General features: G+C 71.9%; 30 protein-coding genes and 1 tRNA gene. 13 read left to right on the top strand and 18 right to left on the bottom strand.

Translation table 11 applies throughout. The annotated features are described in order from the left end of the window. Positions 1 to 83 precede the first annotated feature (83 nt). From ACLQ2U_RS01900 to ACLQ2U_RS01880, 5 genes are read right to left on the bottom strand one after another with little or no spacing between them, the layout of a single operon-like run. Positions 84 to 1,607 (bottom strand): CpaF family protein, encoded by a 1,524-nt coding sequence (locus ACLQ2U_RS01900; protein WP_425748737.1) that lies wholly within the window; start codon positions 1,605 to 1,607, stop codon positions 84 to 86. Beyond that, positions 1,597 to 2,397 carry a ParA family protein gene (locus ACLQ2U_RS01895; RefSeq protein ID WP_425748736.1) on the bottom strand — a complete coding sequence of 267 codons (801 nt, stop codon included), beginning with the start codon at positions 2,395 to 2,397 and terminating at the stop codon, positions 1,597 to 1,599. The genes ACLQ2U_RS01900 and ACLQ2U_RS01895 overlap by 11 nt, the downstream gene beginning before the upstream one ends. A 2-nt stretch (positions 2,398 to 2,399) precedes the next feature. Further along, positions 2,400 to 3,050, bottom strand: a complete 651-nt coding sequence (locus ACLQ2U_RS01890) for an SAF domain-containing protein (protein WP_425748735.1) — start codon at positions 3,048 to 3,050, stop codon at positions 2,400 to 2,402. Beyond that, entirely contained in the window at positions 3,047 to 3,997 is a 951-nt protein-coding gene (locus ACLQ2U_RS01885) for a hypothetical protein (RefSeq protein ID WP_425748734.1), read from the bottom strand. The genes ACLQ2U_RS01890 and ACLQ2U_RS01885 overlap by 4 nt, the downstream gene beginning before the upstream one ends. Then, positions 3,991 to 4,548, bottom strand: coding sequence for a hypothetical protein (locus tag ACLQ2U_RS01880; protein WP_425748733.1), 558 nt, complete (start codon positions 4,546 to 4,548; stop codon positions 3,991 to 3,993). The genes ACLQ2U_RS01885 and ACLQ2U_RS01880 overlap by 7 nt, the downstream gene beginning before the upstream one ends. Before the next feature lie 458 nt (positions 4,549 to 5,006). Here ACLQ2U_RS01880 and ACLQ2U_RS01875 point away from each other — a divergent pair, with 458 nt between their 5' ends. Next, positions 5,007 to 5,813 carry a prepilin peptidase gene (locus tag ACLQ2U_RS01875; protein WP_425748732.1) on the top strand — a complete coding sequence of 269 codons (807 nt, stop codon included), beginning with the start codon at positions 5,007 to 5,009 and terminating at the stop codon, positions 5,811 to 5,813. 419 nt (positions 5,814 to 6,232) lie between these two features. Here ACLQ2U_RS01875 and ACLQ2U_RS01870 read toward each other — a convergent pair whose 3' ends face one another. Both ACLQ2U_RS01870 and ACLQ2U_RS01865 read right to left on the bottom strand, forming a co-directional pair. Further along, the gene (locus ACLQ2U_RS01870; protein ID WP_425748731.1) at positions 6,233 to 7,468 is read right to left on the bottom strand and encodes an RNA polymerase sigma factor; all 1,236 of its coding nucleotides are present in this window, start codon (positions 7,466 to 7,468) and stop codon (positions 6,233 to 6,235) included. After that, on the bottom strand, positions 7,465 to 7,857 hold the full coding sequence (locus ACLQ2U_RS01865) for a YciI family protein (RefSeq protein WP_425748730.1): 393 nt from the start codon (positions 7,855 to 7,857) through the stop codon (positions 7,465 to 7,467). Before ACLQ2U_RS01865 ends, ACLQ2U_RS01870 begins: the two co-directional genes overlap by 4 nt. A gap of 156 nt (positions 7,858 to 8,013) precedes the next feature. Here ACLQ2U_RS01865 and ACLQ2U_RS01860 point away from each other — a divergent pair, with 156 nt between their 5' ends. From ACLQ2U_RS01860 to ACLQ2U_RS01850, 3 genes are all read left to right on the top strand, one after another. Beyond that, positions 8,014 to 8,589 carry a DUF664 domain-containing protein gene (locus ACLQ2U_RS01860; protein ID WP_425748729.1) on the top strand — a complete coding sequence of 192 codons (576 nt, stop codon included), beginning with the start codon at positions 8,014 to 8,016 and terminating at the stop codon, positions 8,587 to 8,589. A 101-nt stretch (positions 8,590 to 8,690) separates the two neighbouring features. After that, positions 8,691 to 9,590, top strand: coding sequence for an aldo/keto reductase (locus ACLQ2U_RS01855; RefSeq protein WP_425748728.1), 900 nt, complete (start codon positions 8,691 to 8,693; stop codon positions 9,588 to 9,590). Positions 9,591 to 9,796: 206 nt separating this feature from the next. Then, positions 9,797 to 10,219 (top strand): nucleoside monophosphate kinase, encoded by a 423-nt coding sequence (locus ACLQ2U_RS01850; protein ID WP_425748727.1) that lies wholly within the window; start codon positions 9,797 to 9,799, stop codon positions 10,217 to 10,219. Between the two features lie 94 nt (positions 10,220 to 10,313). Here the strand turns inward: ACLQ2U_RS01850 and ACLQ2U_RS01845 are convergent, their stop codons facing one another. Then, positions 10,314 to 11,603 carry a D-alanyl-D-alanine carboxypeptidase family protein gene (locus tag ACLQ2U_RS01845; RefSeq protein WP_425748726.1) on the bottom strand — a complete coding sequence of 430 codons (1,290 nt, stop codon included), beginning with the start codon at positions 11,601 to 11,603 and terminating at the stop codon, positions 10,314 to 10,316. A gap of 144 nt (positions 11,604 to 11,747) precedes the next feature. Between ACLQ2U_RS01845 and ACLQ2U_RS01840 the strand changes: the two genes are divergently transcribed. Beyond that, entirely contained in the window at positions 11,748 to 12,245 is a 498-nt protein-coding gene (locus ACLQ2U_RS01840) for a hypothetical protein (RefSeq protein WP_425748725.1), read from the top strand. A gap of 164 nt (positions 12,246 to 12,409) precedes the next feature. On the opposite strand, the gene ACLQ2U_RS01835 is transcribed toward ACLQ2U_RS01840, so the two are convergent. Beyond that, the gene (locus ACLQ2U_RS01835) at positions 12,410 to 13,030 is read right to left on the bottom strand and encodes a phosphatase PAP2 family protein (protein WP_425748724.1); all 621 of its coding nucleotides are present in this window, start codon (positions 13,028 to 13,030) and stop codon (positions 12,410 to 12,412) included. Between the two features lie 167 nt (positions 13,031 to 13,197). Here ACLQ2U_RS01835 and ACLQ2U_RS01830 point away from each other — a divergent pair, with 167 nt between their 5' ends. Further along, positions 13,198 to 13,689 (top strand): GNAT family N-acetyltransferase, encoded by a 492-nt coding sequence (locus ACLQ2U_RS01830; protein ID WP_425748723.1) that lies wholly within the window; start codon positions 13,198 to 13,200, stop codon positions 13,687 to 13,689. Here the strand turns inward: ACLQ2U_RS01830 and ACLQ2U_RS01825 are convergent. Both ACLQ2U_RS01825 and ACLQ2U_RS01820 read right to left on the bottom strand, forming a co-directional pair. Further along, positions 13,633 to 14,139 (bottom strand): hypothetical protein, encoded by a 507-nt coding sequence (locus ACLQ2U_RS01825; RefSeq protein WP_425748722.1) that lies wholly within the window; start codon positions 14,137 to 14,139, stop codon positions 13,633 to 13,635. The genes ACLQ2U_RS01830 and ACLQ2U_RS01825 overlap by 57 nt on opposite strands. A gap of 384 nt (positions 14,140 to 14,523) precedes the next feature. Then, positions 14,524 to 14,982, bottom strand: coding sequence for an Lrp/AsnC family transcriptional regulator (locus tag ACLQ2U_RS01820; RefSeq protein WP_425748721.1), 459 nt, complete (start codon positions 14,980 to 14,982; stop codon positions 14,524 to 14,526). 102 nt (positions 14,983 to 15,084) lie between these two features. On the opposite strand from ACLQ2U_RS01820, the gene ACLQ2U_RS01815 reads away from it, so the two are divergent. The 3 genes from ACLQ2U_RS01815 (at position 15,085) to ACLQ2U_RS01805 (ending at position 17,301) form a co-directional block, all read left to right on the top strand. Next, entirely contained in the window at positions 15,085 to 16,017 is a 933-nt protein-coding gene (locus tag ACLQ2U_RS01815) for an SMP-30/gluconolactonase/LRE family protein (protein WP_425748720.1), read from the top strand. Then, a complete protein-coding gene (locus ACLQ2U_RS01810) occupies positions 16,014 to 16,388 on the top strand; it encodes a hypothetical protein (protein ID WP_425748719.1) in 375 nt (124 codons plus the stop codon). Before ACLQ2U_RS01815 ends, ACLQ2U_RS01810 begins: the two co-directional genes overlap by 4 nt. A 298-nt stretch (positions 16,389 to 16,686) precedes the next feature. Next, positions 16,687 to 17,301, top strand: a complete 615-nt coding sequence (locus ACLQ2U_RS01805; RefSeq protein WP_425748718.1) for a DinB family protein — start codon at positions 16,687 to 16,689, stop codon at positions 17,299 to 17,301. Positions 17,302 to 17,346: 45 nt separating this feature from the next. On the opposite strand, the gene ACLQ2U_RS01800 is transcribed toward ACLQ2U_RS01805, so the two are convergent. Together ACLQ2U_RS01800 and ACLQ2U_RS01795 are read right to left on the bottom strand one after the other, a co-directional pair. Next, positions 17,347 to 18,627 carry an MFS transporter gene (locus ACLQ2U_RS01800; RefSeq protein WP_425748717.1) on the bottom strand — a complete coding sequence of 427 codons (1,281 nt, stop codon included), beginning with the start codon at positions 18,625 to 18,627 and terminating at the stop codon, positions 17,347 to 17,349. Further along, positions 18,624 to 19,220: an ArsR/SmtB family transcription factor gene (locus ACLQ2U_RS01795; protein ID WP_425748716.1), complete on the bottom strand. Its 597-nt coding sequence runs from the start codon at positions 19,218 to 19,220 to the stop codon at positions 18,624 to 18,626. Before ACLQ2U_RS01795 ends, ACLQ2U_RS01800 begins: the two co-directional genes overlap by 4 nt. A 140-nt stretch (positions 19,221 to 19,360) precedes the next feature. Between ACLQ2U_RS01795 and ACLQ2U_RS01790 the strand changes: the two genes are divergently transcribed. Continuing rightward, positions 19,361 to 19,672, top strand: a complete 312-nt coding sequence (locus ACLQ2U_RS01790) for a tyrosine-type recombinase/integrase (RefSeq protein WP_425748715.1) — start codon at positions 19,361 to 19,363, stop codon at positions 19,670 to 19,672. Positions 19,673 to 19,734: 62 nt separating this feature from the next. Here the strand turns inward: ACLQ2U_RS01790 and ACLQ2U_RS01785 are convergent. After that, positions 19,735 to 19,809: transfer RNA gene (locus ACLQ2U_RS01785), tRNA-Lys, on the bottom strand. A gap of 143 nt (positions 19,810 to 19,952) precedes the next feature. Between ACLQ2U_RS01785 and ACLQ2U_RS01780 the strand changes: the two genes are divergently transcribed. From ACLQ2U_RS01780 to ACLQ2U_RS01770, 3 genes are all read left to right on the top strand, one after another. After that, positions 19,953 to 20,432, top strand: coding sequence for a DUF1772 domain-containing protein (locus tag ACLQ2U_RS01780; RefSeq protein WP_425748881.1), 480 nt, complete (start codon positions 19,953 to 19,955; stop codon positions 20,430 to 20,432). Positions 20,433 to 20,497: 65 nt separating this feature from the next. Further along, a complete protein-coding gene (locus tag ACLQ2U_RS01775; RefSeq protein WP_425748714.1) occupies positions 20,498 to 20,791 on the top strand; it encodes a hypothetical protein in 294 nt (97 codons plus the stop codon). A gap of 45 nt (positions 20,792 to 20,836) precedes the next feature. Then, positions 20,837 to 21,940 carry an NAD-dependent epimerase/dehydratase family protein gene (locus ACLQ2U_RS01770; RefSeq protein ID WP_425748713.1) on the top strand — a complete coding sequence of 368 codons (1,104 nt, stop codon included), beginning with the start codon at positions 20,837 to 20,839 and terminating at the stop codon, positions 21,938 to 21,940. Here ACLQ2U_RS01770 and ACLQ2U_RS01765 read toward each other — a convergent pair. The 4 genes from ACLQ2U_RS01765 to ACLQ2U_RS01750 form a co-directional block, all read right to left on the bottom strand. Further along, positions 21,933 to 23,138 carry a hypothetical protein gene (locus ACLQ2U_RS01765; protein WP_425748880.1) on the bottom strand — a complete coding sequence of 402 codons (1,206 nt, stop codon included), beginning with the start codon at positions 23,136 to 23,138 and terminating at the stop codon, positions 21,933 to 21,935. The genes ACLQ2U_RS01770 and ACLQ2U_RS01765 overlap by 8 nt on opposite strands. A 180-nt stretch (positions 23,139 to 23,318) precedes the next feature. Further along, the gene (locus ACLQ2U_RS01760; RefSeq protein WP_425748712.1) at positions 23,319 to 23,822 is read right to left on the bottom strand and encodes a ZIP family metal transporter; all 504 of its coding nucleotides are present in this window, start codon (positions 23,820 to 23,822) and stop codon (positions 23,319 to 23,321) included. Between the two features lie 368 nt (positions 23,823 to 24,190). Beyond that, positions 24,191 to 25,375, bottom strand: a complete 1,185-nt coding sequence (locus ACLQ2U_RS01755) for a GNAT family N-acetyltransferase (protein ID WP_425748711.1) — start codon at positions 25,373 to 25,375, stop codon at positions 24,191 to 24,193. A gap of 50 nt (positions 25,376 to 25,425) precedes the next feature. Next, positions 25,426 to 26,145, bottom strand: coding sequence for a PP2C family protein-serine/threonine phosphatase (locus ACLQ2U_RS01750; RefSeq protein ID WP_425748710.1), 720 nt, complete (start codon positions 26,143 to 26,145; stop codon positions 25,426 to 25,428). Between the last annotated feature and the right edge of the window lie 14 nt (positions 26,146 to 26,159).

Genomic DNA, 26,159 nt, shown 5'->3' with positions numbered 1-26,159 from the left:
CTCCGGAGACGACGGCGATCAGCTCGATGTCGGTCACGGCGCCGCCTCCGGCCGGAACCGCGGCGCCCACCACCGACGCACGCTCATCGGCGCACCGCCGGGGCGAGGTGGCTGTGTCGGGGACGCCGCCAGGCGCCCGCGCCGGCCTCGATGAACCGGGTGAGCAGCCGGGCGTCGTAGCCCACCCGCAGCAGTGGGGTGCGGACGCGTTCCGGCAGGTGCCGGGGGACCGCCCGGCCGTCCGGTCCGGGGCTGAAGAGGGAGGTGGTGATGATCCGGTTGCCCTCGCCGACCCCGATCACCTCCTCCACGTGGGAGACGAACCGGTGCTTGCGCCCGCCGATCGCGGTCTCGTCCTCGACGGTCACGTAGACGATCAGGTCGAGCGCGTTGCCCGCCATCCGGCGGGCCTGGTCGACCGTCATCTCCCGGCCGTGGGCCAGCGCCAACTCGATGATCCGCTCGCTCACCCCGGCCGGGGTACGGGCGTGGATGGTGCACATCGACCCGCGGCTGGTGGTCATCGCCTGGAGCATCGGCACGATCTCCCGGGACCGGACCTCGCCGACGATGATCCGCAGCACGCCCATCCGCAGCGACACCGGGATCAGGTCGGCGATGCTCACCTCGCCGGCGGGCCGCCCGTCCATCCCGCGCTCGCCGTGCCCCTCCCGGGACTCGAAGCTCATCACCGCCCGGTGCTTCTGCCCGCGGCGGGCCGGCAGCAGCTCCCGGCTCTCCTCCAGCAGCACGTACGGCTCGTCCGGCGGGATCTCGTCCATCAGCGCCCGGATGACCGTGGTCTTCCCCGCCCCGGCCAGCCCGGCGACCATGATGTTCAGCCCGGCCCGCATCGAGGCGCGGAGGAAGTCGCGCAGCAGCGGGTCGATCATCTCGTCCAGGTCGGGCCGGCTGCCGGCGATGTCCTCCAGGCTCACGTCCAGCGTGTTGTGCTTGCGGATGACCGCGTACGGGCGGTGGCTGACCAGGAACACCGCGGCGAGTCGGCTGCCGTCGGGCAGTTGCAGGTCGAGGGTCGGCTTCGAGGTGGAGAGCGACCGCTCGGTGGCGCCCGCCCGGCGGGCGGCGGCCTGGAGGATCTCCACCAGCTCGTCGTCGCTGTCGGCGATCGGCTCGGCCCAGTCGACGCCGCCGCCGTGCCGGGTGATGCGCACCTGGTCGCAGCCGAGGATGTGCACCTCCTCGATGGTGTCGTCGACCAGCAGCGTCTGGAGCCGGCCCAGGCCGACCAGCTCGGCGGTGACATGGTCGAGCAGGAGCCGCTCCTCGTCGGCGGTGAACGGGATGCCGGACCGGCGTACCGAGTCGGCGTAGCCGGAGACGATCAGGACCGCCAGCCGGGCCCGCTCCACCTCCTCGGCGTTCGCGTCGAACTCCCGGCCGCGCTGCCACTGGGTGAGCCGTTCGCTCAACTCCCGGCGCAACTCGCGGACCACCGCGAAGTCCACCCGGGGTCGGGGCGGCGGGGTGGGCGCCAGCGGCGCGGCGGGCAGGTGGTGCCCGTTCGGCGGGGGCAGCGGCGGCACCGTCGAGGTCGCCCCCGGCTGCTGGCCGCGCGGGTCGTGCTGGACCGGCTCAAACCGCATCCGGCACCCCCTGCTGCGCCGGCCAGGCCAGCCGGGCCCGGCGGCGGTCCAGCAGCGCCCCGACCGGCACCTCCAGGCCGCCGGCCGCGCGCATCAGCGGCCGTCCGGCGCGCACGGTGCCGCCCAGGCTGAGCACCTCGGCGGTACGCCGGTCCTCCGGCAGCTTCGCGATCACCGGGACCCCCAGCACCTTGCTGATCTCGCCCTTGCCGTGGCCGTCGCCGACCACCAGCAGCCGCAGCGTGCCCGGCGGCACCCGGTGCTCGGTGAAGTCCCGCTCGATGGCCCGGATCGTCGACCGGGTGGCCGACAGGTCGGGCAGCTGGGCGCGGGTGACCAGCAGCACCACCGCGGCGGCGCGCAGCACCGGCCACGGTGGACCGCCGACCTGGAGCCGTCCGCAGTCGACGATCACGTCGTACGGGGGCCGGCCGCGCTCCAGCGCGCCGAAGAAGTCGGCGAACCGCTGCCACAGCGGGGCGACGCTGCCCGCCTGGGCCGGGTCGACCACGCCGGGCAGCAGCAGCCGTTCCCGCTTCGGCGCGTCCAGGTCGACCAGCTGCGACCAGAACGTCGACTCCAGGCTGCCGTCGCGCAGCTCGCCGACGGCCAGCTCACCGATGCCCCGGGGCCCGTCGAGGGCGCCGCCCAGGTAGCCGGCGAGGATCGTCCCGCCGGCCGGGTCGCACTCGGCGAGCACCAGCCGTCGGTGCCAGCTCAGCGCGCAGGCCAGCGCGGTGGTGGTGACGCCGGGGGAGCCCTTCGCCGAGACCAGCGCGATGATCGCCATGCTCAGGCCGCCTCGGCCAGCACGAGGGCGATCCGGTCCTGCGCGGCCAGCACCACCACGGCCGGTACGTCCCGGACGGGCAGCGCGACGTAGACCACCACGTCCTCGTTCTCCGGGGTGGCCGTGTCGATCACGGTGCCGGTGAACCGGGTGCCCGGCGCCTGGCTCTCCGCGTCCTCGGCGGGGGTGCTGACCAGCAGCACCTTGTCGCCGGGGTGCAGCTTGCGGGCGGGCACCTGGGCCGGTTCGAGCCCCAGCGCGATCTGCTGTCGCCCCTCGCCGAGCAGCGGCGCGTCGGTGAGCTGGCCCATCGTCAGCAGGGTGCCCGGGGTGAGCGACACCGCGGCCCGCTTGCCGACCACCTCGTCGAGCCGCTTCGCCGACACCGGCGCCAGCCCCTGGCCGCCGGAGACCTGCACGCTGACCAGGTCGTCGGCGCTGACCTGGCGGCCCACCTCGACGGGTCGGGCGACGGCCAGGTAGCTGCCGGTCGCCTTGACGGAGGTGACCGCGAAGGCCGCGCCGAGCCCGCCGAGCGCGATCAGCAGCACCGCCAGGCCGAGCAGGCCGGGCCGGGTCCGGCGCTGCCGGACCACCTTCGGCGGGGCGACCGGCGCGTCGACCGGGTTTCCGTTGCGTGTGGCCAGGCTCATCGGGCAACCACCTGTAGCTCGTCGATTTCGATGGGGATGGTCCCGCTGGTCCGGGTCTGCGGGATGACGCCGCTCTCGCCGCCGCCGGACCAGCGCACGGTCCAGTACGTGGTGGCGCTGACCCGGTAGGTGCCGGACCGGGCGTAGCCGGTGTGGTAGCCGCAGGTCGGCGAGGTCTTCCCGGCGCGCGGCCCCTTCGGGTCGTACGGGGTGCCGGGTCCCGTGCAGGTGATCCGCCTGCCGTCGCCCATGGTCCAGACGATCCGGTCGACCCTCGCGGTGATTTCGACGGTCAGGCCCCGGTCGGAGGCGTCGGCGGACAGCGGGCCGAAGGAGTTCGCGCCCGGGCTGGCCCACATCCAGACCGGCAGGCCGACCAGGCCCGGGCCCTGGCTGCGTCGGGGCGCGACCGACGCGCGGGGCGGGAGCAGCGAGATCGAGGCGAGGGCGCGGCGGGCCAGCTCCTCCGGGTCGGGCGGGGTGCCGTAGCCGGGCGGCGGGGCGTCGCGCAGCTCCTCGTGCTGGTCGCCCAGGTCACCGCCGTTGCAGGTGACCAGGTACCACTGCTTGCCCTCGGGGGTGTCCGCCGGCTGGGGCTCCTCCAGTTTGTAGTAGCAGCCATCGCCGTTGTGGAACCAGCCGAGGAACTCGTTGTAGCAGGGGAGCGGCCTGCCGTTCCACTGGCACTTCGGGGCGGCCCCGCCCCCGCCGGTGCTGCCACCGGTGTCACCGCCGCCGCCCGGGTCGCCGGGGGTGCCCGGGTCGTCGTCCCAGACGCTGCAGTCGTTCTGCCCGGGCGGGCACTCGGCGCCCGGGTCGCCGGCGTACGCGGGCGGTGGCGCTACCGCGGCGACGAGCAGCGCCAGCAGCGTGCCGGCGAGCAGCCGGCGGGGCGTCCCGGCCCGGGACGCACGGGCCGGGACGCGCCCTCCTCCCCAGGTCAGCACGGCTGGTCCTCGTGGCCGGCGCCGGCGTTGATCAGCCAGCGGCCGTCCGGGTACCGGGTCGCGGTCGCGGTGGCCAGGTGCCGGTTGCCGCCGGAGCCGGGCACCACCCGCCTGTCCTTGGCGTAGACCAGCCGGTAGCCGGTGGCGTCCAGGCAGTCCTGGATCTCCACGGTCTGCGGGACGGTGTCCAGGTTGACCGAGGTCACCGCCGGATCGGACCGCAGCGTCCCGGTCCGCACCGCCCCGTGCCGGCGGGTCTCGCTGATCGCCACCCGGACCCGGGTGAGCAGCGGATCGGCCAGGAAGCGGGTGAGGCCGGGATGGCGGGGGTCGCTGTCCCGACTCGCCTCGCGGGATGCGTGCAGATAGCCGGAATAGGCGACGAGCGCGGCCTTTTCCGCGGCCCGTTCCGCTTCGGTCGACGCCGCCGGTTTCGTGCCGGCCTTCCGCTCGGGCGCGGCGGCCGGCTCCGGGGTGCCGCCGCAGCCGGCGGCCGCGCCGACCACGATGACCAGGCAGGTTGTCCAGCGGCGGGGGTGCCGTGTACGCAACGCTGTGCCCTCCTCGGTACGCCCCGACGGCCACCGCCGGGGCGGCCTCCGGGCATGCGGCAGCGCGCCCGGATGGTGTCGTCCGGACCTCGGTTGCCGTGCTGTCGCATTTACCTGTGCGGATTGTTTACGAATTGTGGAACCGATGTTTCGGGTTGCCTCCGACGCCTCTTGTCGAGGGTTGCGTCGTACCCAAGGGGCGAGCATAGGCTGACGGTCGCCGATGCAACAGAGGTAATTCAATCGAACACGGTGAGTGATTACTGGAGGTGGCCGGGGTGGGTGACGTCGAGCGCGACGGACCGGCGCGGCTGTCGACGCCCGATCGGGCGGTCCGGGCCGATGATCGTCCTGCTCCGGCGGCCGCCCCGGCACCCGGGCCCGGGGTTATGGGATCCGTCGACGTGACTCGTCCGATCCGTCCCCCCGTTGCGGCGACCGTGGCGCCGGTGCCGGGGATGGCTGGCGCGTCGACCGCGGCAAACGCTCCGGACACCCGATCGCCACGCGACCGTCACACCGGGCCGACCGGAACATCACCCTCCGTGTCGAGGCTCGTCCGCTCCCTGACCCTCGCCCCGGTCCTCCGCCGCGCCGTCGCGCGGTACGCCGTACCCCCGGGGTCGTCGCCGACCCGGACCGGCTGCGACGGCTGCGGAGCGCCGCTCGGGCCGGCGCTCGGCCCGGCGGGCCGGTGCCCGGCCTGTCAGGCCCGGGTCGGGGCGCCCCCGGCCAGCGTCGAGCTGGCCCTGGTCGCGGCCCTGGCGGTGCTGGTGCTGGTCGACGCCACGCTAGGCGAGCGGGCGGCGCTGGCCTGGTGGCTCGGCTGGGCGATCCCGTTGCTCCTGGTGGACCTCGCCGTGCACCGGCTGCCGGACCGGCTCACCCTGCCGGCCGCGGCGGGCACCGGAGTGCTGCTCGGGGTGGCCGCGCTGACCGGCCCGGGGGCCGGGCCGTGGCTGCGGGCGGTCGCGGCCGGCGTCGGGCTCGGCCTGGCCTTCGCCGCCACCACCCTGCTGCTCGGCCGGCGCGGCTTCGGCCTCGGCGACGCGAAACTGGCGCTGAGCGTCGGCGCGCTGCTCGGCTGGCACGGCTGGCCGGTGCTGGTGGCCGGGCTCATGCTCACCTTCGCGCTCTCCGCGGTGGTGAGCCTGGGACTGCTGCTGGCCCGCCGGGCCCGCTGGTCCAGTCACCTCCCGTTCGGTCCGTTCCTGATCCTCGGCGCCACCGCCACCCTCATCCTGCACACCTGTAGGGCCTCATGATCCATGTCACATTTCCGGCGCCGGTGACACCTGGGTGCCATATGCCGTCGGTGTGAGAATGGCCGGCGTGTTGCGGGATCTCTAGCGTTGATTCTGCTCAATTCCGTGGTGCCCACCACTCCGATCTCCATGTCCTTCTGCTCTCCGAGGATGGCCAGGAATGGGTTGCGGAAGTTCTGGCTGTCCTCGCCGGCGACGTTGCGGATCAGCAGCTCCAGGCGGGTGCCGGACCTTTCCTTGAGCTGATAGCCGCTCACTCGTATGGCGGTGGAGTAGTCGTGGCCGGGTTGACGTTGCTACGGGATTCTTGAGTCGTTCTCGTCGGTGGTGGTCGTCTCGCGTCGCCAGCGAAGGCGAGGAGGCGTGATTTGGTGGCCGGCGGGTGACCCGGTCCGGACAGTCGGCCGTGCCCGGCGGGGTCAGCCTGCCCCCGCCCGGGCGTTGAGGTAGCGCTGCTCGGGAATGCTGGTGGCTAGCCGGGCCGCGGTGGCGTAGGCGGCACGGGCCTGCTCGGTGCGCCCGGCCATCTCCAGTAGGTGGGCGTGCACGGCGTACAGCCGGTGGTGGTGGCGCAGCCGCGGGTCGGCCAGCAGCGGCTGCAGCATGGCGAGGGCGTCCGCGGGACCGCGCACCTGGGCGACCGACACGGCGTGGTTGAGGGTGACCACCGGCCCCGGGGTGAGGTCGTGCAGCATCTGGTACAGCACGTCGATCTGCGCCCAGTCGGTGTCGGACGCCCGGGGCGCTTCGGCGTGCACCGCCGCGATGGCTGCCTGCAACTGGTAGGGGCCGACCGGGCCGGTCGGCAGGGCGGCCTCCACCAGCGCGACGCCCTCGGCGATGAGCGCGCGGTCCCAGCGGGAGCGATCCTGCTCGGCCAGCGGTACCAGCGAGCCGTCGGCGTGGGTGCGGGCCGCCCGCCGGGCGTGGGTGAGCAGCATCAGCGCCAGCAGCCCGCTGACCTCCCCGGCGGCCGGTAGGTGCCGGTGCAGTTGGCGGGTCAGGCGGATCGCCTCGGCGGCCAGGGACATGTCGGTGAGGCCGGCTCCGGTGGTGGCGGTGTGGCCCTCGGTGAAGATCAGGTACAGCACGTGCGCCACGGCGGCCACGCGGTCGGGCATCTGCTCGGCCGAGGGCAGCGCGAAGCGGGCCCCGATCTGCGTGAGCCGGGACTTGGCCCGGCTGATCCGCTGCGCCATGGTGGCCTCGGGTACCAGGAACGCGCGGGCGATCTGGGCCGTGGCCAGCCCTGCGACGGCCCGTAGGGTCAGCGCCACCTGCGACGGGCGGGTAAGGGCGGGATGGCAGCACAGCAGGAGCAGGGCCAGCGAGTCGTCGCGGCCGCTGGCCCCGGTGGCGTCCGCGGCCGGGGCCAGCAGGGCATCGGGCGGCGCCTGCCGGGCCATGGCCCGCTCCCGGTCGGCACGGGCGTACTCGGCGCGGCGCTGGTCCACCAGCCGGCGGGAGGCGACCCGGATCAGCCAGCCGCGCGGGTTGTCGGGTACGCCCTCGGCTGGCCACTGCCGCGCCGCGGCGAGCAGCGCGTCCTGCGCCGCGTCCTCGGCGGCGTCGAAGTCGCCGTACCGGCGTACCAGCGCGGCGAGTACGTGCGGCGCGCAGTCACGCCACACGTACTCCAGGCCGGCTCCGGTCACTGGTCGTCGCCACCGCCCCACATGACCGGACGCAACTCGATCACCCCGCCGGGCTGGGCGAACCGGGCGGCGATCCGCTCGGCCCGCTCCCGGGTGTCGCAGTCGACGATGAAGAACCCGGCGAGCTGCTCCTTGGTCTCCGCGTACGGGCCGTCGGTGGCGAGGTGCCCCTCCGGGCCCCACCCGTACAGGGTGGCCGAGGCGGGGTCGGCCAGCGCCTCGGCGGTAACGAACTCACCGGACGCGGACAGTTCGGCCAGCAGCTCATCGAACTCCCGGTCGGCCCGCTCGTGGTACTCGGGCGGCTGGGACCGGCCTTCCGTGGTGAAGTGCGAGGTGGGGTGACCCCACGGGTCGGGGTTGGCGTGGATCAGGATCACGTACTTCACGGCGATGACCTCCGGTCGTATCGGCGGCGCGGCGTGCCGCGCCCGTGTACCGGAGACGTCGGAGCCGGTGGCGCGATCTCGACATGAGCGGCGTGTCGAAAATCCGGTCACGGCTCCGACGTCCCGGTCGCAGGCACGCCCCCCCGAGGAGTCATCATGACCAACCGCCCCGACCCGTACGACACCCGCACCCTCTTGACGTGGCTCGCGGCGCAGCAGCGACGCGTGCTGGGCATCCTCGACGGCCTCGACGAGGAGGACCTGCTGCGGCCGGTGCTGCCCTCCGGCTGGTCCTGCGCCGGGATGGTGCGGCACCTGACCGTGGGCACCACGTTCTGGTTCGCCGAGGTGATGGCCGGCCGGCCTGTCGACCACCGGGACGACCCCGACGACGATTTCACCGTGCCCGACGAGATGCCGGCGTCGGCCGTGCTCCGCCGGTACCGGGAGCAGGTCCGGGAGACCGCCGGCCTGGTCTCCGGGCTGCCCCCGCACACCCCGCCCGCGTGGTGGCCGGAGGGCATGTTCGGCGACTGGCGCCTGGACGACCTGGCCGAGGTGCTGCTGCACGTCCTGGTGGAGACCGCGTGCCACGCCGGGCACCTGGACGCCGCGCGGGAACTGATCGACGGCCGCACCTGGGACTACGCCCGGGGACGGCTGTCCGAGCCCGAACCGCTCGGTTCACCGGACGGGTCATACGGGACACCCCGCCGCGCTCAGGCCATCTGAGCTGTGGCGTCCCGTATGAGGTTCCTTGTTCGAGATGGCGCAGACCGGGCACCGCTAATGGACTGGACCTCAATTGCGGTTGAGGTTTTAGGGTGTGGGTCATGCCAACTGCTGAGACGGGAACGCGTCTATCCATGGGTCGCGATACTTTCGGCCGTCAGGGATTCGGCGCGATGAGGTTGCGCGATGGAACCGCCGACGGCACCGACCGCGACCCGGTGGCGGTGGTCCACGCCGCCCTTGATGCGGGCGTCACGATGGTGGACACCGCAGATGCCTACCAGAATGAAGAGCTGGTCGGCCGAGCAATCCGAGGGCGCCGTGATGAGGTGCTGCTGGCCAGCAAGTTCGGGTTGGTATGGCGAGATGAGCTCGCCGGCGGCTTCGACGTACGGGCTGACCGGTCGTACGTGCGGCAGGCGAGCGAGGCGAGCCTGCGACGGCTCGGTGTCGACGTGATCGACCTCTACTACCTGCACCATCGCAGTGAAAAGGTCCCGATCGAGGAAACCGTCGAGGCCATGGCCGAACTGGTCAACCAGGGGAAGGTGCGCGCCCTTGGCCTGTCCAACGTGACGGCGGACGACCTACGCCGCGCACACGCCGTTCACCCGATCGCGGCGCTACAGGAACAGTGGTCACTGGTGCAGCGCGACATCGAGCAGGAACTGCTGCCTACCGTGGCCGACCTCGGAGTGGTCGTCGTGGCCCACTCCCCAAACGGTCATGGACTCCTCCACCAGCCTCCGAGCACAGCCGACGAGCAAGTAGCGAGCGGCCTACGCGCCGCACTGGGCGAGATCGCCAGTAGACACGACACCACGAGCGGGCAGGTCGCACTGGCCTGGGTGCACCACCGGCAGCAGGCACACGGCGTGCCGGTCATCCCGATCCCGGGGACCACCAGCGTCCGCCACCTGCGTTCCAACGTCGCCGCGGCCGACCTAAGCCTGTCCGACGACGACCTGCGCCGGCTCGATACCCTCCGAGCTGCGTCGTGACCCGCACACCGTGTCCGGTAGCGGATCGTCTTATGGGACGGGTTGGACGGGCTTCTGGTCAACATCGCCAGGCTGCCAACTCCCCGGTTACCGAGCCGCGCTATCGCCCACGCTGCCCCGGACTGAATGAGGATGCAGTCCAAGGTCGGCATTGAACATCCGGTCATGCCGCTGATCGGGCGTCACGTTGAGGGACGGACGCGCGGGTGCTCTACGCGCGGTCGTCTCGATGGGAGGCAGGGCTGGCTTCCCTCTTGCAGGCCGGCGAGCTAGTACCAGACGAGGTGCTGGCCGAGTTCGTCGCGGACACGCTGACCCGGTCGCCAGGCTCCCGGGTGCTGTTCGGCTACCCGCGCACCGTTCGTCACGCCGAACTGCTGGCCAAACACGGCCACGCACCAGACACCGTCATCCAGGTGGTGCTCGACGAGGACCGCATCGACCAGGACTGGCGGCTGGCCGCAAGACGCGAACAGTTCCCGCAGATTCTCGCCGAGCACCGGCTGCGCGTAGCTCCAGTCAAGGCCTTCTACCATGCCTCTGACGCGTTTCACGTGCTCCGGCAGTCCGCATCGCTCGAGGAACTCGCTGCCGATTTGCAGGCAATCGTGCTCAGCACAGGGAACTAAGCCATCAGATCCAAACCGGTGTACTGATCTGCCGCGATCCGGGCATGGGCTGGGGTCCTGTAGGCGGGGGCCCGACGCCCGTGGCGCCGCCGGCTCAGCGGTGCTGTCGGATGCGATCCCAGGTGCTGGGCGGCTCCAGCCGTACGCCGGTGCGTAGCGCGGTGGCGACGGGGGTGCCCTCGCCGGCGACCGCGCTGACCCGGCCGTGCTCGGCCTCGGCCGGCAGCCGTGCCGGTACGGCCGGGATGTCGATGTCCAGCCGTACCCGCATGCCGGGCCAGCCCACCACGGTCAGGTCCTTCGACGCGTTGATCGTCGTGCTGGTGCCGAGCGGCCCCCGCACGGTGGCGACCTGATCGCCGGCCTCGACGATCGGGTGCACCGCGATCGCGGCGGCGGCGGTGCGGACCAGCGGACGGGTCGCCCGGAACACCCGGTCCAGCTGCACGGGGGTGTTGGCGCCGGGCTGCCCGAGGACGGCGCCCACGATGGTGATTTTCCGGCCGCCGACCTTGACGACGGCGGCGAAGACGAGGCATCCGCCGGCCTCGTCGGTGGACCCGGTCTTGATCCCGACGACGCCGTCTTGGCCGACCAGGGAGTTGTAGTTCTGCACGGTGCCGGCGACTGGCAGGGTGGCCTTCTTCTGCGCCACGATCTCCGCGAACGCCGGCAGTGCCATCGCCTTGCGGGCCAGGATCACCTGGTCGACGGCGGTGCTCACGGTGTCCGGGTCGAGCCCGGCCGGATCGGTGTAGTGGGTGTGGGTCATGCCGAGCGCGGCGGCGGTGTCGTTCATCTTGGCGACGAATGCCTCGACGCTGCCGGCGTCCCAGGCGGCGAGGATCCGCGCCATGTTGTTCGCCGACGGGAGCAGCACCGCCTGGAGTGCCTGGCGCTCGGTGAAGACCGCGCCCGCGACGACCGGCACGAGGGACTCGCCGCGCGCCAGCTCCCTCGGGTACGCGGCGGCCTGCTCCGCGCTGACGGCGAGCGTCGGTCCCTGCTCGCCCCGGTCGAGGGGGTGCTCGGTCAGGATGACGTACGCCGTCATCACCTTGGCCACGCTCGCGATCGGCACCGGGTTGCTCCCGCCCGACGTGCCGAGCGAGCCCAGCCCTTCGACCGAGAGGGCGGCCTGCCCGGTCTTCGGCCACGGCACCGCCGGGGGCGTGCCGGGGATGATCGTCGACGCCGGCAGGGTCCGCGTGACGGTCGGCGCGGGCAACGGGCGGCGCAGCGGCTCGACCGCCACCAACGCGGTACCGGCCAGCAGCAGGGTCAGCAGGCCACTGATCAGCACCCAGAGGCCGCGTGCGCGACGCCGGCTCGGCGGTTGCGGCGGGACCGGTTCGATCACCTGGGTCGTCGCAGAGTCGAGCATCCTGATATCTCCCCCGTCTGGCACGCCGGCCTGCTCCACGGCGCCGCGGCGCGCTGATCTCGGTATCACTGACGTGGGCGCTGCCGGTGAGCCGGCACCGCGTGGCTCGGGCATGGACGACCCGTGTGACGAGCTGTACTGCGAGTGCAGATGTATACCGTGACACCCTGGCCGACTTCGCCGAGAGGATCAGCGACGAGGCAGTCGGGCGAAGACTGGCGCGAGCCCATCCAGGGCAAGGGCGCCTTCCGCCGGTTCAAGGACGAGCTGCACGAGGAGAATCTGCAACTGCTGCCGGCGTGGCACACCTTCCGCGACGTCCGCGCCCGGCGGACCTGCATCGATCCGCTGCCGTCCTACGTCTGGTATCAGGACATGGCCGACTTCGCCGAGAGAATCAGCGACGAGGCAGCCGGCCGCAGCCTCGCGCGAGCCATCCAAGGCAAGGGCGCGCCTCGCGACCGCCAGCTCGGCAGCTGCTACCAGCTTCCTGAACATCCCTCAGATCTACCTCGTCGCTCATACCGGCCATTCTGGCGGCAGCCACCGACGAACTCCGCAGCCCGCCGCGTTCACGGGTCCCACAACCGGTTGCTATCCGCCGTCGGCGCCTGCAACCGCCCGACCCCCGACCGGCGCTGACACCGCCCTGCAACCGCTACGAGCGCTACGGGTGACGCGGGCGCTAACGGTCGAACAGCAACCTTCCACCGGCCTCGCCATCAGCCGCACGGCCGGCAGCAACCAACACCAGTGCGCCTGACCCGCGGGCCGACGCGAACCAGCGGGAGGGCGGCGGTGGCGGGTCAGCGGCGGGTGGCCGGCGCGGGGGCGGGGTGGGCGCGGGTGGTCCGCCAGCGCAACGCCTCGGCGACCGGTCGGGCCGCCAGCGGGGTGACCGTCAGCGCCACCACCGCGCCGAGCAGCAGGCCGGCGGCCACGTCGTGCGGGTAGTGCACGCCGACGAAGACCCGGGACAGCGCGGCGAGCAGCGCCAGCGGTGCCGCGAGCAGCCCGAGCCGGCGGGAGAGCAGCAGGGTGGCCGCGGCGAGCGCCCCGGCGATCGTGGCGTGGTTGCTCGGGAAGGACCAGTCGCCCGAAGGTGGGCAGTGCGCGGCGACGATCTCGACCGCCCCCCGGCAGGGGCGGCCCTGGTCGACCACCGACTTGAGCGCCTCGCTGCAGCCGTACGCGAGCACCACCGCGACCGGCGCGATCAAGGCGACCGCCCGCTCCCACGGCCCGCCGCGCCGCAGCCGGGGCGCGGCGGCCAGCAGGAACAGCACGCCGAGCAGCAGGATCGCCCCCTCGGTGAAGTGCACCGCGAACCACTGCACCGGTCCGGGCGAGGAGTCGGCCACCCCCACGACGTCGCGGTACCACTCCACGCTGATGTCGGGAACGTCCGTCGTGCCAGCGTTTGCCATCACTCACCTCACCAAGTGTTCATACCCCGTTCACCTCCAGCCGACGGTAGGAATCACGAAGGCCGCCCACCACGTGCGATGGTGAGGGTTTGTTCCTGACCTTCGTCGCCGCACCTTCACGGGGGCAGGCGATCGCCCGGCCCGCCGGCGAGCGCTAGGGTGGCGCGATGTCCGACCTGCACCGGCTCGCCGCCCACCACGCCGACGCGCTGCTCCGCTTCGAGCGGGAGAACCGGGCGTACTTCGCCGGGTCGGTGCCGGACCGGGGTGACGCCTACTTCGCCGACTTCGGCGCGCGCCACTCGGCGCTGCTCGCCGAGCAGGACACCGGCCGGTGCCACTTCCACGTCCTGACCGAGCTCGACGGCGCGGTGCTGGCCCGGTTCAACCTGGTCGACGTCGCGGACGGCGGCGCCGAGCTGGGCTATCGGGTGGCCGAGCGGGCCGCCGGGCGCGGGGTGGCGACCGACGGCGTCCGCCGCGTCCTCGCGCTGGCCCGCCGGGCGTACGGGCTGAGCCGGGTGACCGCCGCGACGACCCTGGACAACGCCGGCTCGCTCGCGGTGCTCCGGCGCACCGGGTTCACGCCGGCCGGCGAGGTGTCACTCGACGGGCGGCCCGGCCTGCGGCATGTCCGTGAGCTGAGCGCCGACGGCTGACGCCCCGGACATCCGCTGCAGGACGGCCTCCAGGGCCTCGAAGGCGTACGCCCAGTTGTGGCACTTGAAGCTGCGCAGCCCCTCGATCGGGGTACGGCAGTCGACGCAGTGCACCCCGGCGATCGCGTCCGGCACCTCGGTGTTGACGTACTTGCGGTCGCCGAGGATGACCGTGGCGATCATCGCCGGGTCGTGCACGCCCTTCAACGCGGACGAGACGATGTCCAGCCAGGTCACCCGCCGGCCGCACTTCGGGCAGTCCGGCTGGTCGCCGCTGACCCACAGCGGCGCGCCGATGCTGCGCGCCGGCATGCCGAGCAGCTTCTCGATCCGGCGTACGTCGTGCTCCGGGGTGGTCCACCGGTGCTCGCCCGGCAGCGAGGCGGGCGAATCGTAGACGGCGCGGAACAGGACCGGGTCGACCTCCACGGTCTCGCGCTGACGGGTCATCGGCGTGCCTCCTCGACGGTCGGGCTACCACGGTCGTCCCAGGTGACGGCCGGGGTCAACCGGATCAACGACACGACGGGTCAGTCACCTCCCCGTTTCGACACCTGTCGCCGTGCCGGCCTCGCTGGTGTGATTCGTTGCGGGCGTGGTGGGCCCGTCCTCGGGCGGGGCTTCGCGCGCACCACTGGGGGGTGTGCCCTCCGGGCCACGGGGGGTGCGGCCCGGAGGGCATGCGCGCCTCAGCTCCCGGCCGGGGCCGCCGCGCCCCGCCGGACCGTGGATAAGGCCCGATACCCGGCTGATCCGTTTCCTCCTCAGCAGACACCGATCGGCGAGTAGGTGGTCGCCCGCAAAGACGGTCCGACGTCGCCGCCCGAGGCGGGGTCAGCTGGAACCGTTGCCGCCGAGAAACATGGGCCGCTCGAAGAAGGTCTCCAGCACGACGATGGTCTGGGTGCCGGTGACGCCGTCGACGGCGAAGACTCGTCGCAGCACGGCCTGCAGCTCCTCGGTGGTCGAGGTGCGGATCTTCACCAGCAACGACGCCGACCCGGCGATGATGTGCGCTTCCTGGATCTCGGGTATATCCGCCAGCGCGTCGCCGGTCGGCGGGTCGCCCATCCAGGCGCTTGCCTGCAGCATGACGTAGGACAGCACGCCGCGGCCGGCCGCGGCCGGATCGACGTCGACGGCAGTACGCCGGATGACACCGCGCTCGCGCAGCTTGCGCACCCGCTCATGGGCCGCCCCAGCCGACAGCCCGACCGCCCGACCCAAGGACGCGTACGACTGCGTCGCGTCGACCTGCAGCTGTGCCAGCAAAGCCCGGTCGATGCCGTCCATACGCGCTCCGAGATGTGAAACGGACAACTCTGCTGTTGACCATATCAGATTCTGTAGGAAAGACTTCTTACCGAATTTCATCCTAAAGGCGAGGAGAGTTTGGTGGCTGAGACCATCCCTGCCGAGTTCCAGATGCTCGACGGGCGCTTCCGCTACTGCAACGGCGACTTCGTCGTCGAACGGCTGCACACCGGCTCACGCAAATCAGAGGGCCCGGCGTACTTCCCGGCCGGCCGGTACCTGGTCTGGAGCGATATCCCCAACGACCGGCTGCTGCGCTGGGACGAGACCACCGGCGCTGTGGGCGTCTTCCGACACTCCTCGGGCTACGCCAACGGCAACACCGTCGATCGCCAGGGTCGGCTCATCACCTGCGAGCAGGGCAACCGGCGGGTCACCCGCACCGAACACGACGGCACCGTCACCGTGCTCGCCGACCGCTACCAGGGCAAGCGGCTCAACAGCCCCAACGACGTCGTCGTACGTGCCGACGGCACGATCTGGTTCACCGACCCGAGCTACGGCATCGACAGCGACTACGAGGGCAACAAGGGCCACAGCGAGTTCGGTGACGCCTGCTACGTGTTCCGCCTCGACCCGGCCACCAGCGACCTGCGCGTCGTCGCCGACGACTTCTGCCGGCCCAACGGTCTCGCCTTCTCCGCCGACGAGCAGCGGCTCTACATCGCCGACACCCGCCAGGAACCCAGTCACATCCGCGTCTTCGACGTCACCGCCGAGGGCACCCTGACCGGCGGGAAGATCTTCGCCGAGTGCGACTTCGGACGCTTCGACGGCCTGCGTCTCGACGCCGAGGGCCGGGTCTGGGCCGCGGCCTGGGACGGGGTGCACTGCTTCGACCCCGACGGCACCCTCATCGGCAAGCTGCTGCTGCCCGAGTCCGTCGCCAACCTCACCTTCGGCGGGCCGAAACGCAACCACCTGTTCATCACCGCCGGCACCTCCGTGTACACGCTGCGCGTCACCGTCAACGGCGCCCGTTATCCCGAGCCGACCCAGCAGGTGCGCCGATGAGCCACGCACACACCGCGCCAGCCGGATGGCAGCGACACATCGCCGAGGACCTGGCGGTGACAGCCGGGTTCGGCCCTGCGGTAGAGGCCGACCGGCGAGCACAGTTCCTCGTCGACCAGCTGATCACGGCCGGCCATCGGGCCCTGGTCCTCGGCATCAGCGGGGGCATCGATTCGGCTAGTGCCGGGCGACTGTGCCAACTCGTCGCCGAACAAGCCCGCCACACCGGGCGCCACGCCACATTCGTTGCGATGCGCCTCGAGCATTTGAGAAGACCCGACCCACGAGAGCGTCACGCAGAGGGCGCAACAGCGTCAACGAGGGACAGCACCTCGACAACGATCAAGGCTGGCCCCGGAGCCAGCCCTTGATCGACTACCTGCAAACGGTAAGTTCGCGTACCGCCACACGGGTGGACCCAATGGTGGCAGAACCCGAACCGGATGCGACCTGGTGGTGGTAACCGCGTCGTGGCGTTTGCCCAGCTAGTACGGCAGCCGCCAATTGCTAGCTGACCAGGGCGTAGTCCCGGTTGAGCCGGGTGCGTTGGTGAGACCAGCGTGATCAGGCTCGGTGACGGGCCAGCACGTGCGTTGACCCTCGGCCTAGTGCTGGGCGCAGGTTGACCCAGGTTGAGCCCATCGACGGCGCATGGCAGGCTCGTGGCCCATGATCGATGAATTCGGGAAAGAGTACCTGCACAGCGACCTGCGTGAGATCCGCGAGACGATGCTGTGGAAGCTCGACGGGTTGCCCGAGTACGACGTACGCCGCCCCCTGACCTTGACTGGAACCAACCTTCTCGGCCTGGTCAAGCACCTGTCGATCTGGGAGTCCAGGTACTTCGGCGAGGTCTTCGACCGGCCGTTCCCCGAGCCCCTGCCCCGGTGGGACGACGCCGCCGAACGTGGCACCGACATGTGGGCGACCGGGCACGAGACGCGCGAGGAGATCATCGACCGTTACCGTCGCGTGTGGAAGCACTCGGACGCGACGATCAGCGCCCTCGCCATCGACTCGCCTGGCCACGTGCCGTGGTGGCCGCGCCCTGACGTGAAGCTGTTCAACATCCTGGTCCATGTGCTCACCGAGACCAGCCGGCACGCCGGACACGCCGACATCTTGCGCGAACAGCTCGATGGCTCTACAGGGACAGCAGCTAAGTACGCGAATTCGCAACGCGACGCGGCGTTCTGGGAAGCCCGGCGCACGAAGATCGAGCGGGCTGCCAAGGCGGCCGTCGCCAAGCCCGATCACGATGGTTCCATCAACGCACACAACTGAGCCGGACCCCACGTCGACCTTTGACGGCCTGGCGACGGCCTGGACCTAGTGCTCGTTGACCATTTTCGGGGCCGGCGTGGGGTCGTCGATGGTCGCGATACGGCGTACTGGTGAGGCGAGCAGCCAGAGCGCTGCGAGAACTCCTCCAGCGCCGGCGATGATCAGGGTGGGGCGTAACCCAACGGTCGTGCCGAGCCAGCCGCCGACCACTGCACCGACCGGCCGGATGCCGTAGTTGACGGCGCTGTACGCGCCAGCTCTGCGCCCACGAGCCTCGTCCGGGGTGACCTTTGCGATGAGCGCATTGAGGTTGACGTCCATGAGCATGACCCCGATGCCAGAGATCAGTTCAACGACGGCGAGCACCGCAATCTTGGCCCAGGTCGGTCCGCCGGCCAGCGCCATCAGGGCCAGTGGCGCGGGAAACAGGATGGCGCCGATGATCGCGGTACGTCCCACCCCGAACGCTCGCGAGACGCGTGGCGCCAGGGCTGCGCCACCTAGTGCGCCGATGGCACCGACACCGAAGGCGAGGCCGATGGCGCCCGCCGACAGGTCAAGCTCGCGACTGGCGTACAGAACCAGTAGCGCGTTGGCGATGAACGTGAAGAAGTTCACGGTGCTGGTGCAACCGAGCGCAGCGCGTAGCACCGGGTGATGTAGCACCAGCGCGAGGCCCTCACGGACCAGGGCAATGGTCGATGACCGGTTCGGCGGTGGTGGGACCTCGGTCACCGGGATACGGCCGATCACCAGCGCGGAGCCCAGGAACGACGCGGCGTCGACGATGACCGCGACCGGAGCGGTCAGCGCCTGCATGAGCGCGCCCCCGACGGCGGGGCCGGCAACGGATGACCCGGCCCGGCTCAGGCTCAACCTGCTCGTCGCGTCGATGTAGGCCGACGGCGGCACGAGCACCACGAAGAACGACTGGTACGCCATGCCGAACAGCACCGCCCCGGCGCCGGTGAGCAGTGCAACGACGTAGAGCTGGGTCAGGGTAACCGCGTCGAGCAGGTAGGCCACGGGAAGACTGAGCAGCACAGCAGCCCGGGCCAGGTCAGCGGCGATGAGCAAGCGACGTTTGTGGGTGCGCCGATCCACCCAGGCCCCGACGAACAACCCGAGTAGGTACGGCAACCAGATCAGCGCGGTGAGAACGCTGACCTGGCGGGGCGTCGCGGCCAGCATCGTGACAGCGATCAATGGCAGGGCCAGTTCAGTGATCCGGTCCCCGAACTGCGAGATCGTTTCGCCGAGCCAGAATGCGCGGAACCTTCGGTTGCCCCGCAGGGACGACGTTGGCGCGGCGGTCGCGGCGGTCATGCCGGGGACGATTCATCAGCGCCGGGCTCAGGCATGACGTATCGCAGCGTTCGTACGCCACGAGCACCGGCAGGTGACTCGTGGTCCTTGCGTTGCACGTACGGGGCGAGGAGTTCCTCAACGGCGTCCTCGATCTGGCGGAGTTCCTCGGCGGTTACCACGATGCGGGTGTCGGCCATGCCGGCTAGCCGCCGCCACTGGGTATCTAGTCGGGGCTCGTCGTGTAACAGCCAATGCTGGGGAAGCTCGGCGTACTGCGCGAACCTCTCGCCTTGCAGTTGACGCGCGGCGCTCTGGCCCTCGGCATCGTCGGGCAGATTGAAGCGGAAGCCCTTTGCTGCGGCCTGCCACCAGCGCTCCCGTTTGCTGCTCGCACCATCCCAGCCCTTGATCAGGCCAAACGACGCGAGGTGCCGCAGATGCCAGCTCACGACTGAGGGTGTGGCGCCTACGTGGGGTGATAGCTGGGTCGCCGTGGAGGGGCCGTGCCGCTGGAGGTGGTCCAGGATGGCCAACCGGACTGGGTGGGCCAGCGCCCGCAGCGCTTGCGGGTCGGTGATCTCGAAGTCCCCGTAGCGATTCGTGAGAGACATGTCTCGAGAGTAGTCTCTCAGGTCTGGTATGGGCAACTGGGCATGCGTGCCGTGCCGTCCTCGCTCGACGGACGCATCGACCTCCTGCCATCCCGTATGCCATCGACCCGCCCTCCCGCCCGGTAGCGCTCCTGTTCACCTTGGCCCGGGGAAAGCTGCTCAACGATCGCTACTGGGCGGAACTGTGGGCGGGCTGGCGTGAGGCCGCCGGCTGGCCGAAGGAAGGCACCTTCCACTCCCTGCGCCACTTCTTCGCCACCACGCTGATGAGCAACGGCTTCGAGCCGCAGGACGTCCAGAAGGCGCTGAGGCACGCCAACCTGCGGATCACTCTGGAGACCTACGTCCACTGGCTGCCGAAGAAGGACCGCCCGCGCGGCGTCGTCGGGCAGCTCCTACGCCAGGCCGCCGGCAAGCGGCCCAGCACCCCCGCTAGCCAAGATCGCGGCTAGTTTGTGCCCTGGTTGTGCCCGATGATCTCTTCCCGGCGTTTTAGCAGTTCAGAGGCGGTAGATGGTGGGCCGCCAGGGACTCGAACCCTGAACCTATGGATTAAAAGTCCACAGCTCTGCCATTGAGCTAGCGGCCCGCGGCACCAGGCTACCGGACCTCAGCCGCCGGGGCGTTCCGGCTTCCGGCCGGCTGCGGCGGGACGCCGGCCCAGACGCTCACGCATGCCCTCGAGCCCCTGGACCATGGCCGCGACAGGCGGAACAGGGTGAGCTGGTGGGCATGAGAACGATCGCGCTGGCCGCCGCCACCGGAGTCACCGGGCTGATGGCGGGGCTCTTCTTCGCGTACTCCTGTTCGGTCATGCCGGGCCTGGCGGCGGTCGACGACCGGACCTTCGTCGGGACCATGCAGTCGATCAACCGGCGGATCCTCAACGGCTGGTTCCTCGCCGCCTTCCTCGGCGCGGTGCTGCTGATCGGCCTGGCGGTGGCGCTGCACCTGACCGTCGGCGGCCGGGTGCTGGCCTGGACGATCGCGGCGCTGGTGTTCTACGGCGCGACCCTGCTGATCACCATGCGCTTCAGCGTGCCGCTCAACGATCGGCTGGACGCGGCCGGGCCGGTGGATCGGATCGCCGACCTCGGTGCCGTGCGGGCGACCTTCGAGGCGACCTGGGTGCGGTGGAACCTGGCCCGCACGGTCACGAACGCCGCCGCCTTCGCCTGCCTGGTCGCCGCGCTGCTGTCCCGGCCCGCGTGACGGAGTCGATCAAGCGGGCGACCGGGTCTGAAAGCGCGGGAGTGGGGAACCGGGACGGCATGAGGATGAGCAGCACCCCGGCGGTCGCGGCGTCCAGCGAGGAGGTCGGCCCGGACGGCGTACGGCAGCCCGGCGGCGAGGTGCACGCCTGGCAGCCCGGCCAGAACTCCACCGCATGCGGCCTCCAGCTCAGCCGTACCCGGCTGCGCCGATTCCCGCACGTGCCGTTCGACTACACCTCGACCGACGTGCTCACCCAGGCCGACCCGGTCGGCTTCATCTGCCCGCGCTGCCTGGCCGCCACGCAGGGCCGCCGCCGGCAGGAGAAGAGCTGGGTACGCCAGTCGCCCCGCCCCTGACCGGTCCGGGGGTTGGAGTCCGGTTCAGCGGGTACCGCAGGTCGCATGCGGATCGTGGTGGTGGGCGCCAGCGGCAACGTGGGGACGGCAGTGCTGCGCCGGCTGCGTCAGGAGCCGGGGCTGGAGCTCGTCGGCGTCGCCCGGCGGCTGCCCGGTCCGGACGCCGGTGAGCCGTACGACCAGGTGGAGTGGCACTCGTGCGACGTCGGGGCGCCGGGCGCGGCCGGCACGCTCGCCGCGATCTTCGCGGCGGCCCAGGCGGTCGTGCACCTGGCCTGGCAGATCCAGCCCAGCCACGACCAGCGCACGCTGCACCGGACCAACGTCGGCGGCAGCCGCGCGGTGACCGAGGCCGCCGTCCAGGCCGGGGTTCCCGCCCTGGTGTACGCCTCGTCGGTCGGCACCTACGCGCCCGGCCCGAAGGACCACCCGATCAGCGAGCGCTGGCCGGCGACCGGGGTGCCCGGGTCGTCGTACAGCCGGGACAAGGCCGAGGTCGAGGCGATGCTCGACCAGGTCGAGCGGGAGCACCCGGAGCTACGGGTGGTCCGGCTGCGCCCCGGGCTGACCTTCCAGCGGGACGCGGGCACCGAGATCACCCGGTACTTCCTCGGGCCGCTCGCCCCGGTCCGGCTGCTGCGCTACGGGCGCATCCCGGTCGTACCCGCGAACCGCCGGCTGCGGATGCAGGCGGTGCACGCCGACGACGTCGCCGACGCGTACGCGAAGGCGGTCCTGGGTGACGCACGCGGCGCGTTCAACGTCGCCGCGGACCCGGTGCTGGCCCCGGAGCTGGTGGCCCGCCACTTCAAGGGCTGGACGATCCCGGTGGCCGCCCCGGTGCTGCGCGCCGCCGCCGCGCTGACCTGGCGGTTCCGGCTGCAACCGGTGGACGCCGGTTGGGTGGAGCTGGGCCTGAACGCGCCGCTGATGTCCAGCGAGCGCGCCGAAACGGAACTCGGCTGGCACCCCAAGGTGGACGCCCTGACCGCCCTCAAGGACCTCTTCGCCGGCATGGCCCAGGGTTCCCACACCAACGCCCCACCCCTGTCCGCCACCCCCGACCTCCCCGGCCGCCCCGCAGGACTGCTCAAGGGCCGGACCCCCGGCCAAGGCAACCCCAACAGGGTGGTTCGGGGGGTCAGGTGAGCTTCGATCCGGTGATCGCGGGCGGGCGGGCGCCCAGGAAGAAGATGCCGGGGAGGCCCCGGGTCTCGAAGGCGTCGCTGGGGTTGCGGCGGAGGTTCGAGTTCTCGATCTTCATGGTGCCGGTGCGGTTGTTACTGACGAAGAAGATCGCGCCGCCGCCCTCGTTGGCGTGGTTGTTCTCGACGATCGTGCCGGCGATCCGCACGGTGAACTCGTTGCCGTCGCAGTAGATCGCCCCGCCGCTGCCGCCGCCCGGGGTGCCGGCCCTGGCCGGGTTGGCGCCGTCGCCGACCGCCCTGTTGCCGCTGAGCACGCTGTTCAGCACCACCCAGGAGACGCCGATGCTGCTCAGCGCGGCACCGTTGGCGCAGACCCCGCCGGTGAAGGTGCTGTTCACCACGTACACCGGCTTGTTGTCGTACTGGCTGAGCACCCGCAGCGCCGCGCCGCCCAGGTCCGGCCCGGTACGGTCGCAGCGGTTGTCGACGAAGCGGGAGTTGACCACCTTCACCCGCCCACCACGGACGAAGATGGCACCACCCCCGCCGCCCTCGGTCCGGTCGCCAGTGGAGTTGCCGTCGGCGAAGGTCAGGTTCTGCAGGGTGAGCTGCGGGTGGTCCTGGTTCTGGCAGTGCGAGGTGGTCCAGCCCTGCGCGCCGTCGCAGGTGTTCATGTAGAGGATGCGCCGGTCGCCGCCGCCGCTGAGGGTGACCTTGCCGCCGCCGTCCAGCACGATCTTCGGCCCGTTGGCGTTGCGGACCTTCGCGGTGGCCTTCATCCGGATGGTCACCGGCGCCGGGCCGCAGTCGAAGGTGATGATGCCGCCGGCCGCGACCGCCTTCACCACCGCGTCGGAGGTGCAGCTCGCCGGCGTGCCGGTGCCGATCGTCCTGGTCGGACGGGAGGTGTCGACCGCCCGCGCCTCGGCCGGCACCGTGGCGCGGCCGTTCGGGTTGCCCGCCTTCAGCACCGTGCCGCTCGACGGCGACGGCTTCGGCGAGGCGCTCTTCCCTGGCCCGCCGAGACCGGACCGCGCGCCCGGGGCGCCGGTCGGCTGGGCGGCGGCGGCCGGAGCGGTGGCGCCTGCGGTGCCGGTGGCCGACACGGTCACCGGCTGGCGGCCGCTGGCCTGACCGCCGCAGGCGGGCAGGGTGGCGGTGGCGACACCGAGGACGAGCAGAGTGACAACGGATTTCACGCGCACCGTCCGATGCTAGGAGCCCGACCCGCCGTCGGACGAATCCGCCGGGCCGGCTTAACCCAGTCCTAAAGCCGGTCTCCCGCCCCTCGTGATCGACACCCACGTCGGCGATGTGGCGGTGTCCCGCCTACCCGGATGCCGCCGGATCGGCGACATGGGTGTGGATCAGGTGCGCGGTCAGGCGTGGGAGATGGCGAAGGCGACCAGGAAGCCGAGGACGGTGATCAGGCCGACCAGCAGATGGGCGTCCTCGAACGCCTCGGGGACCATGGTGTCGGTGATCATCGCGAGGATCGCGCCGGCCGCGAGCGCGGTGATGGCGGCCAGCACCTCCGGCGGCGCGCCGCCGAGCAGCGTGTAGCCGGCGAGCGCCGCCGCGCCGCTGACCAGGGCGATCGCCGTCCACAGCAGGAAGACGTACCGCCGGGAACGGCCGGCCTGCCGCATGCCGGCGGCGCTCGACAGCCCCTCCGGCACGTTGCTCAGGAAGACCGCGACCACGGTGACCAGGCTGACCGGGCCGCCGGCGAGCAGGCTCGCGCCGATCACCACCGATTCGGGTACGCCGTCCAGCAGCGCGCCCACCGCGATCGCCGAGCCGGACCCGGGCTGCTCCTGCTCGGAGGGCTGCTCGTCGCCGGAGCGCTTGCGGTGCCGGGCGCCCCGCCGGGCCAGCAGCACGTTCGCCCCGGTGTACGCCAGCGCCCCGCCGGGCCAGCAGCACGTTCGCCCCGGTGTACGCCAGCGCCCCGCCGGCCGCCCCGATCGCGGTCGGCAGCAGGCCGCCCTGCTCGTGCGCCTCGGCGATCAGCTCGAACGAGACGGCGGAGAGCAGCACGCCCGCGCCGAACGCCATGATCGACGCGATGACCTTCCGGGGCACCCGGGCGAAGAACCCGAGCACCGCCCCGATCAACAGGGCCGACCCGGCCAGCAGACCCCAGGCCGCCGCTTGCAACCACTCCGGCATCTGCCGGACGGTACCCCGGCGCCGGACCGGAAAACCGGCCCGTGCCTCACCCGCCCCCGAGGGCGGGGGTGGGGGTGGGTCAGAAGTCGGCGAAGAGGTGGGGGTGGGCGCGGGGGAAGAGGCGGCGCAGTTCGACCGCCGCGTCCGGGCCGACGTCGCCCAGCCCGCGTACGTCCACCTCGGCCGGGTCGAGCACCCCGTACGCCAGCGCGGAGAGCCCGGCGGCGGTGAGCGTCGCGGTCGGCGCCGGCCCGCCGGAGGTCAGCTCCAGGTGGCCGGTGGCGCCGTCGAGCAGGTGGGTGCCGGCCAGCCATCGGTCGCCGACCAGCTCGACCCGGACCCGGCCCGGGCCGGCGGGCAGACCGGCCAGGGCGTCCACGGTCAGCAGCCGGGCCATCGGGGCCGACGATCCGGGGCGGGCCACCCGCGCCTCCACGTGCACGGCCAGGTCGGTCAGCCACAGCTCGGGCAGCTCGTCGGCGGGCACCTGGAGGCTGATCCGCTCCACCTGGTCGACGTGCCGGGCGAGGAACTGCAACAGCAGCGCCCGGGCGTACGGGTCGGTGGCGAGCAGGTCGTCACCGACCAGCTCGCCGCCGTGGTCGTCGATCCGGTAGGTGAGCGCGCCGACGGTGCTGCCGTCGATGGTCGCGGTGAGCAGCCAGCGGTCGTCCCGGTCGCGCAGCCCGACGTCCCGGAAGTCGGGGAAGATCGCGAAGCCGTGCCGTTCGCGCAGGCAGCGCTCGGTGAACGACCGGAACCGGTCGTAACCGGCGCCGATCCGCTCCCAGGTCACCGTGCCGGGCAGCTCCGCGCGCAGCAGCGGGCCCAGGTCGGCGGGGGAGAACCGGACGGTACGCGCCCGGGGCAGCCCGACGTAGCCGAACTTCTCGTAGAAGCTGGCCCGGAACGGGTACAGCGCGGTCAGCGGATGCCCGCCGTCGCGCATCTCGTCGAGGAGCTGGTGCAGCAGCGCCCGGACGTGTCCCTTCCGGCGGGCCAGCGGGTGGGTGGCGACGCCGGCCACCCCGGCCATCGGCAGCACCGCGCCGCGCAGGTTCTGCCGCATCGGGACGGCGCTCGCCGCCGCGCAGGTCTCGCCATCCTCCTCGACGACCAGCGTCCGGTTGCCCTTGTTGTACGGCAGGTAACGGTGGAACGCCTCGACCCGCTCCCGGGTCAGCGGGGACGCCTCGAAGGCGTACGCCTGGAGCGGGAAGCTGGTGGTCAGACGTTCCTCGGCGGCCAAGCGGCGGATGAGCATCCGTCCATCCCAACCCGCCCGGCGGACCGCCGCAACCCGATTGGTCCGGTTCAGCCCTTGGCGAGGTCGGAGACCACCACCGTGACGTTGTCCGGCGCGCCGGCCTGGTGGGCCAGCTTGACCAACTGCTCGCCGCACTGCTGGCGGTCGCCGTAGGTGGTCAGCGCGGCCCGGATCGCCGCGTCCTCGACGTAGTCGGAGAGCCCGTCGCTGCACAGCAGCAGCCGGTCGCCGGCGAACATGGTCAGCACCCCGATCGCCGGCGGCGCGTCCGCGCCCTGCACGGCGCGGGTCACCAGGGACCGCTGCGGGTGGTGCCGGGCCTGGTCGGGGGAGAGCGTGCCCTGGTCGACCAGCGCCTGCACGAAGGTGTCGTCCCGGGTGAGCTGGGTCAGCTCCCCACCCCGCAGCAGGTAGCAGCGGGAGTCGCCGACCTGGGCGAGGACCAGGGTGTCGCCGGCGAGCAGGCCGGCGGTCAGCGTCGTACCCATGCCGTCGCGTGCCGGGTCGGCGGCGATGGCGGCGCGGATGCGCTGGTTGGCGGTGGCCACGACGGCGCGCAGCGCGTCGGCGGCCTCGTCCGGGGCGGTCGGCGGGACCAGCTCGTCCAGGATCCGGATTACGATCTCGCTGGCCACCTCGCCGGCCGGCAGCCCACCCATGCCGTCCGCCACCGCCACCAGGCGGTCACCGGCGAGGGCGGAGTCCTCGTTGTTGGTGCGGACCAGGCCGACGTCATTGAGGATGGCCGAGCGGAGGATCAGCGTCATACGACAAGCTTGCC

It is taken from the genome of Micromonospora sp. DT47 (assembly GCF_049844475.1).
Classification (GTDB): Bacteria; Actinomycetota; Actinomycetes; order Mycobacteriales; family Micromonosporaceae; genus Micromonospora.
The sequence above is the reverse complement of the archived record's forward strand: the minus strand, read 5'-3'. Positions and strand labels throughout refer to the sequence as shown.

Excerpts from the sequence above, each read along its gene's own strand:
- ACLQ2U_RS01900 (WP_425748737.1), bottom strand. The coding sequence starts at position 1,607 with ATGCGGTTTGAGCCGGTCCAGCACGACCCGCGCGGCCAGCAGCCGGGG.
- ACLQ2U_RS01895 (WP_425748736.1), bottom strand. The coding sequence starts at position 2,397 with ATGGCGATCATCGCGCTGGTCTCGGCGAAGGGCTCCCCCGGCGTCACC.
- ACLQ2U_RS01890 (WP_425748735.1), bottom strand. The coding sequence starts at position 3,050 with ATGAGCCTGGCCACACGCAACGGAAACCCGGTCGACGCGCCGGTCGCC.
- ACLQ2U_RS01875 (WP_425748732.1), top strand. The coding sequence starts at position 5,007 with ATGGCTGGCGCGTCGACCGCGGCAAACGCTCCGGACACCCGATCGCCA.
- ACLQ2U_RS01860 (WP_425748729.1), top strand. The coding sequence starts at position 8,014 with ATGACCAACCGCCCCGACCCGTACGACACCCGCACCCTCTTGACGTGG.
- ACLQ2U_RS01855 (WP_425748728.1), top strand. The coding sequence starts at position 8,691 with ATGCCAACTGCTGAGACGGGAACGCGTCTATCCATGGGTCGCGATACT.
- ACLQ2U_RS01845 (WP_425748726.1), bottom strand. The coding sequence starts at position 11,603 with ATGCTCGACTCTGCGACGACCCAGGTGATCGAACCGGTCCCGCCGCAA.
- ACLQ2U_RS01835 (WP_425748724.1), bottom strand. The coding sequence starts at position 13,030 with ATGGCAAACGCTGGCACGACGGACGTTCCCGACATCAGCGTGGAGTGG.
- ACLQ2U_RS01830 (WP_425748723.1), top strand. The coding sequence starts at position 13,198 with ATGTCCGACCTGCACCGGCTCGCCGCCCACCACGCCGACGCGCTGCTC.
- ACLQ2U_RS01825 (WP_425748722.1), bottom strand. The coding sequence starts at position 14,139 with ATGACCCGTCAGCGCGAGACCGTGGAGGTCGACCCGGTCCTGTTCCGC.
- ACLQ2U_RS01820 (WP_425748721.1), bottom strand. The coding sequence starts at position 14,982 with ATGGACGGCATCGACCGGGCTTTGCTGGCACAGCTGCAGGTCGACGCG.
- ACLQ2U_RS01810 (WP_425748719.1), top strand. The coding sequence starts at position 16,014 with ATGAGCCACGCACACACCGCGCCAGCCGGATGGCAGCGACACATCGCC.
- ACLQ2U_RS01805 (WP_425748718.1), top strand. The coding sequence starts at position 16,687 with ATGATCGATGAATTCGGGAAAGAGTACCTGCACAGCGACCTGCGTGAG.
- ACLQ2U_RS01800 (WP_425748717.1), bottom strand. The coding sequence starts at position 18,627 with ATGACCGCCGCGACCGCCGCGCCAACGTCGTCCCTGCGGGGCAACCGA.
- ACLQ2U_RS01795 (WP_425748716.1), bottom strand. The coding sequence starts at position 19,220 with ATGTCTCTCACGAATCGCTACGGGGACTTCGAGATCACCGACCCGCAA.
- ACLQ2U_RS01780 (WP_425748881.1), top strand. The coding sequence starts at position 19,953 with ATGAGAACGATCGCGCTGGCCGCCGCCACCGGAGTCACCGGGCTGATG.
- ACLQ2U_RS01775 (WP_425748714.1), top strand. The coding sequence starts at position 20,498 with ATGAGCAGCACCCCGGCGGTCGCGGCGTCCAGCGAGGAGGTCGGCCCG.
- ACLQ2U_RS01770 (WP_425748713.1), top strand. The coding sequence starts at position 20,837 with ATGCGGATCGTGGTGGTGGGCGCCAGCGGCAACGTGGGGACGGCAGTG.
- ACLQ2U_RS01755 (WP_425748711.1), bottom strand. The coding sequence starts at position 25,375 with ATGCTCATCCGCCGCTTGGCCGCCGAGGAACGTCTGACCACCAGCTTC.
- ACLQ2U_RS01750 (WP_425748710.1), bottom strand. The coding sequence starts at position 26,145 with ATGACGCTGATCCTCCGCTCGGCCATCCTCAATGACGTCGGCCTGGTC.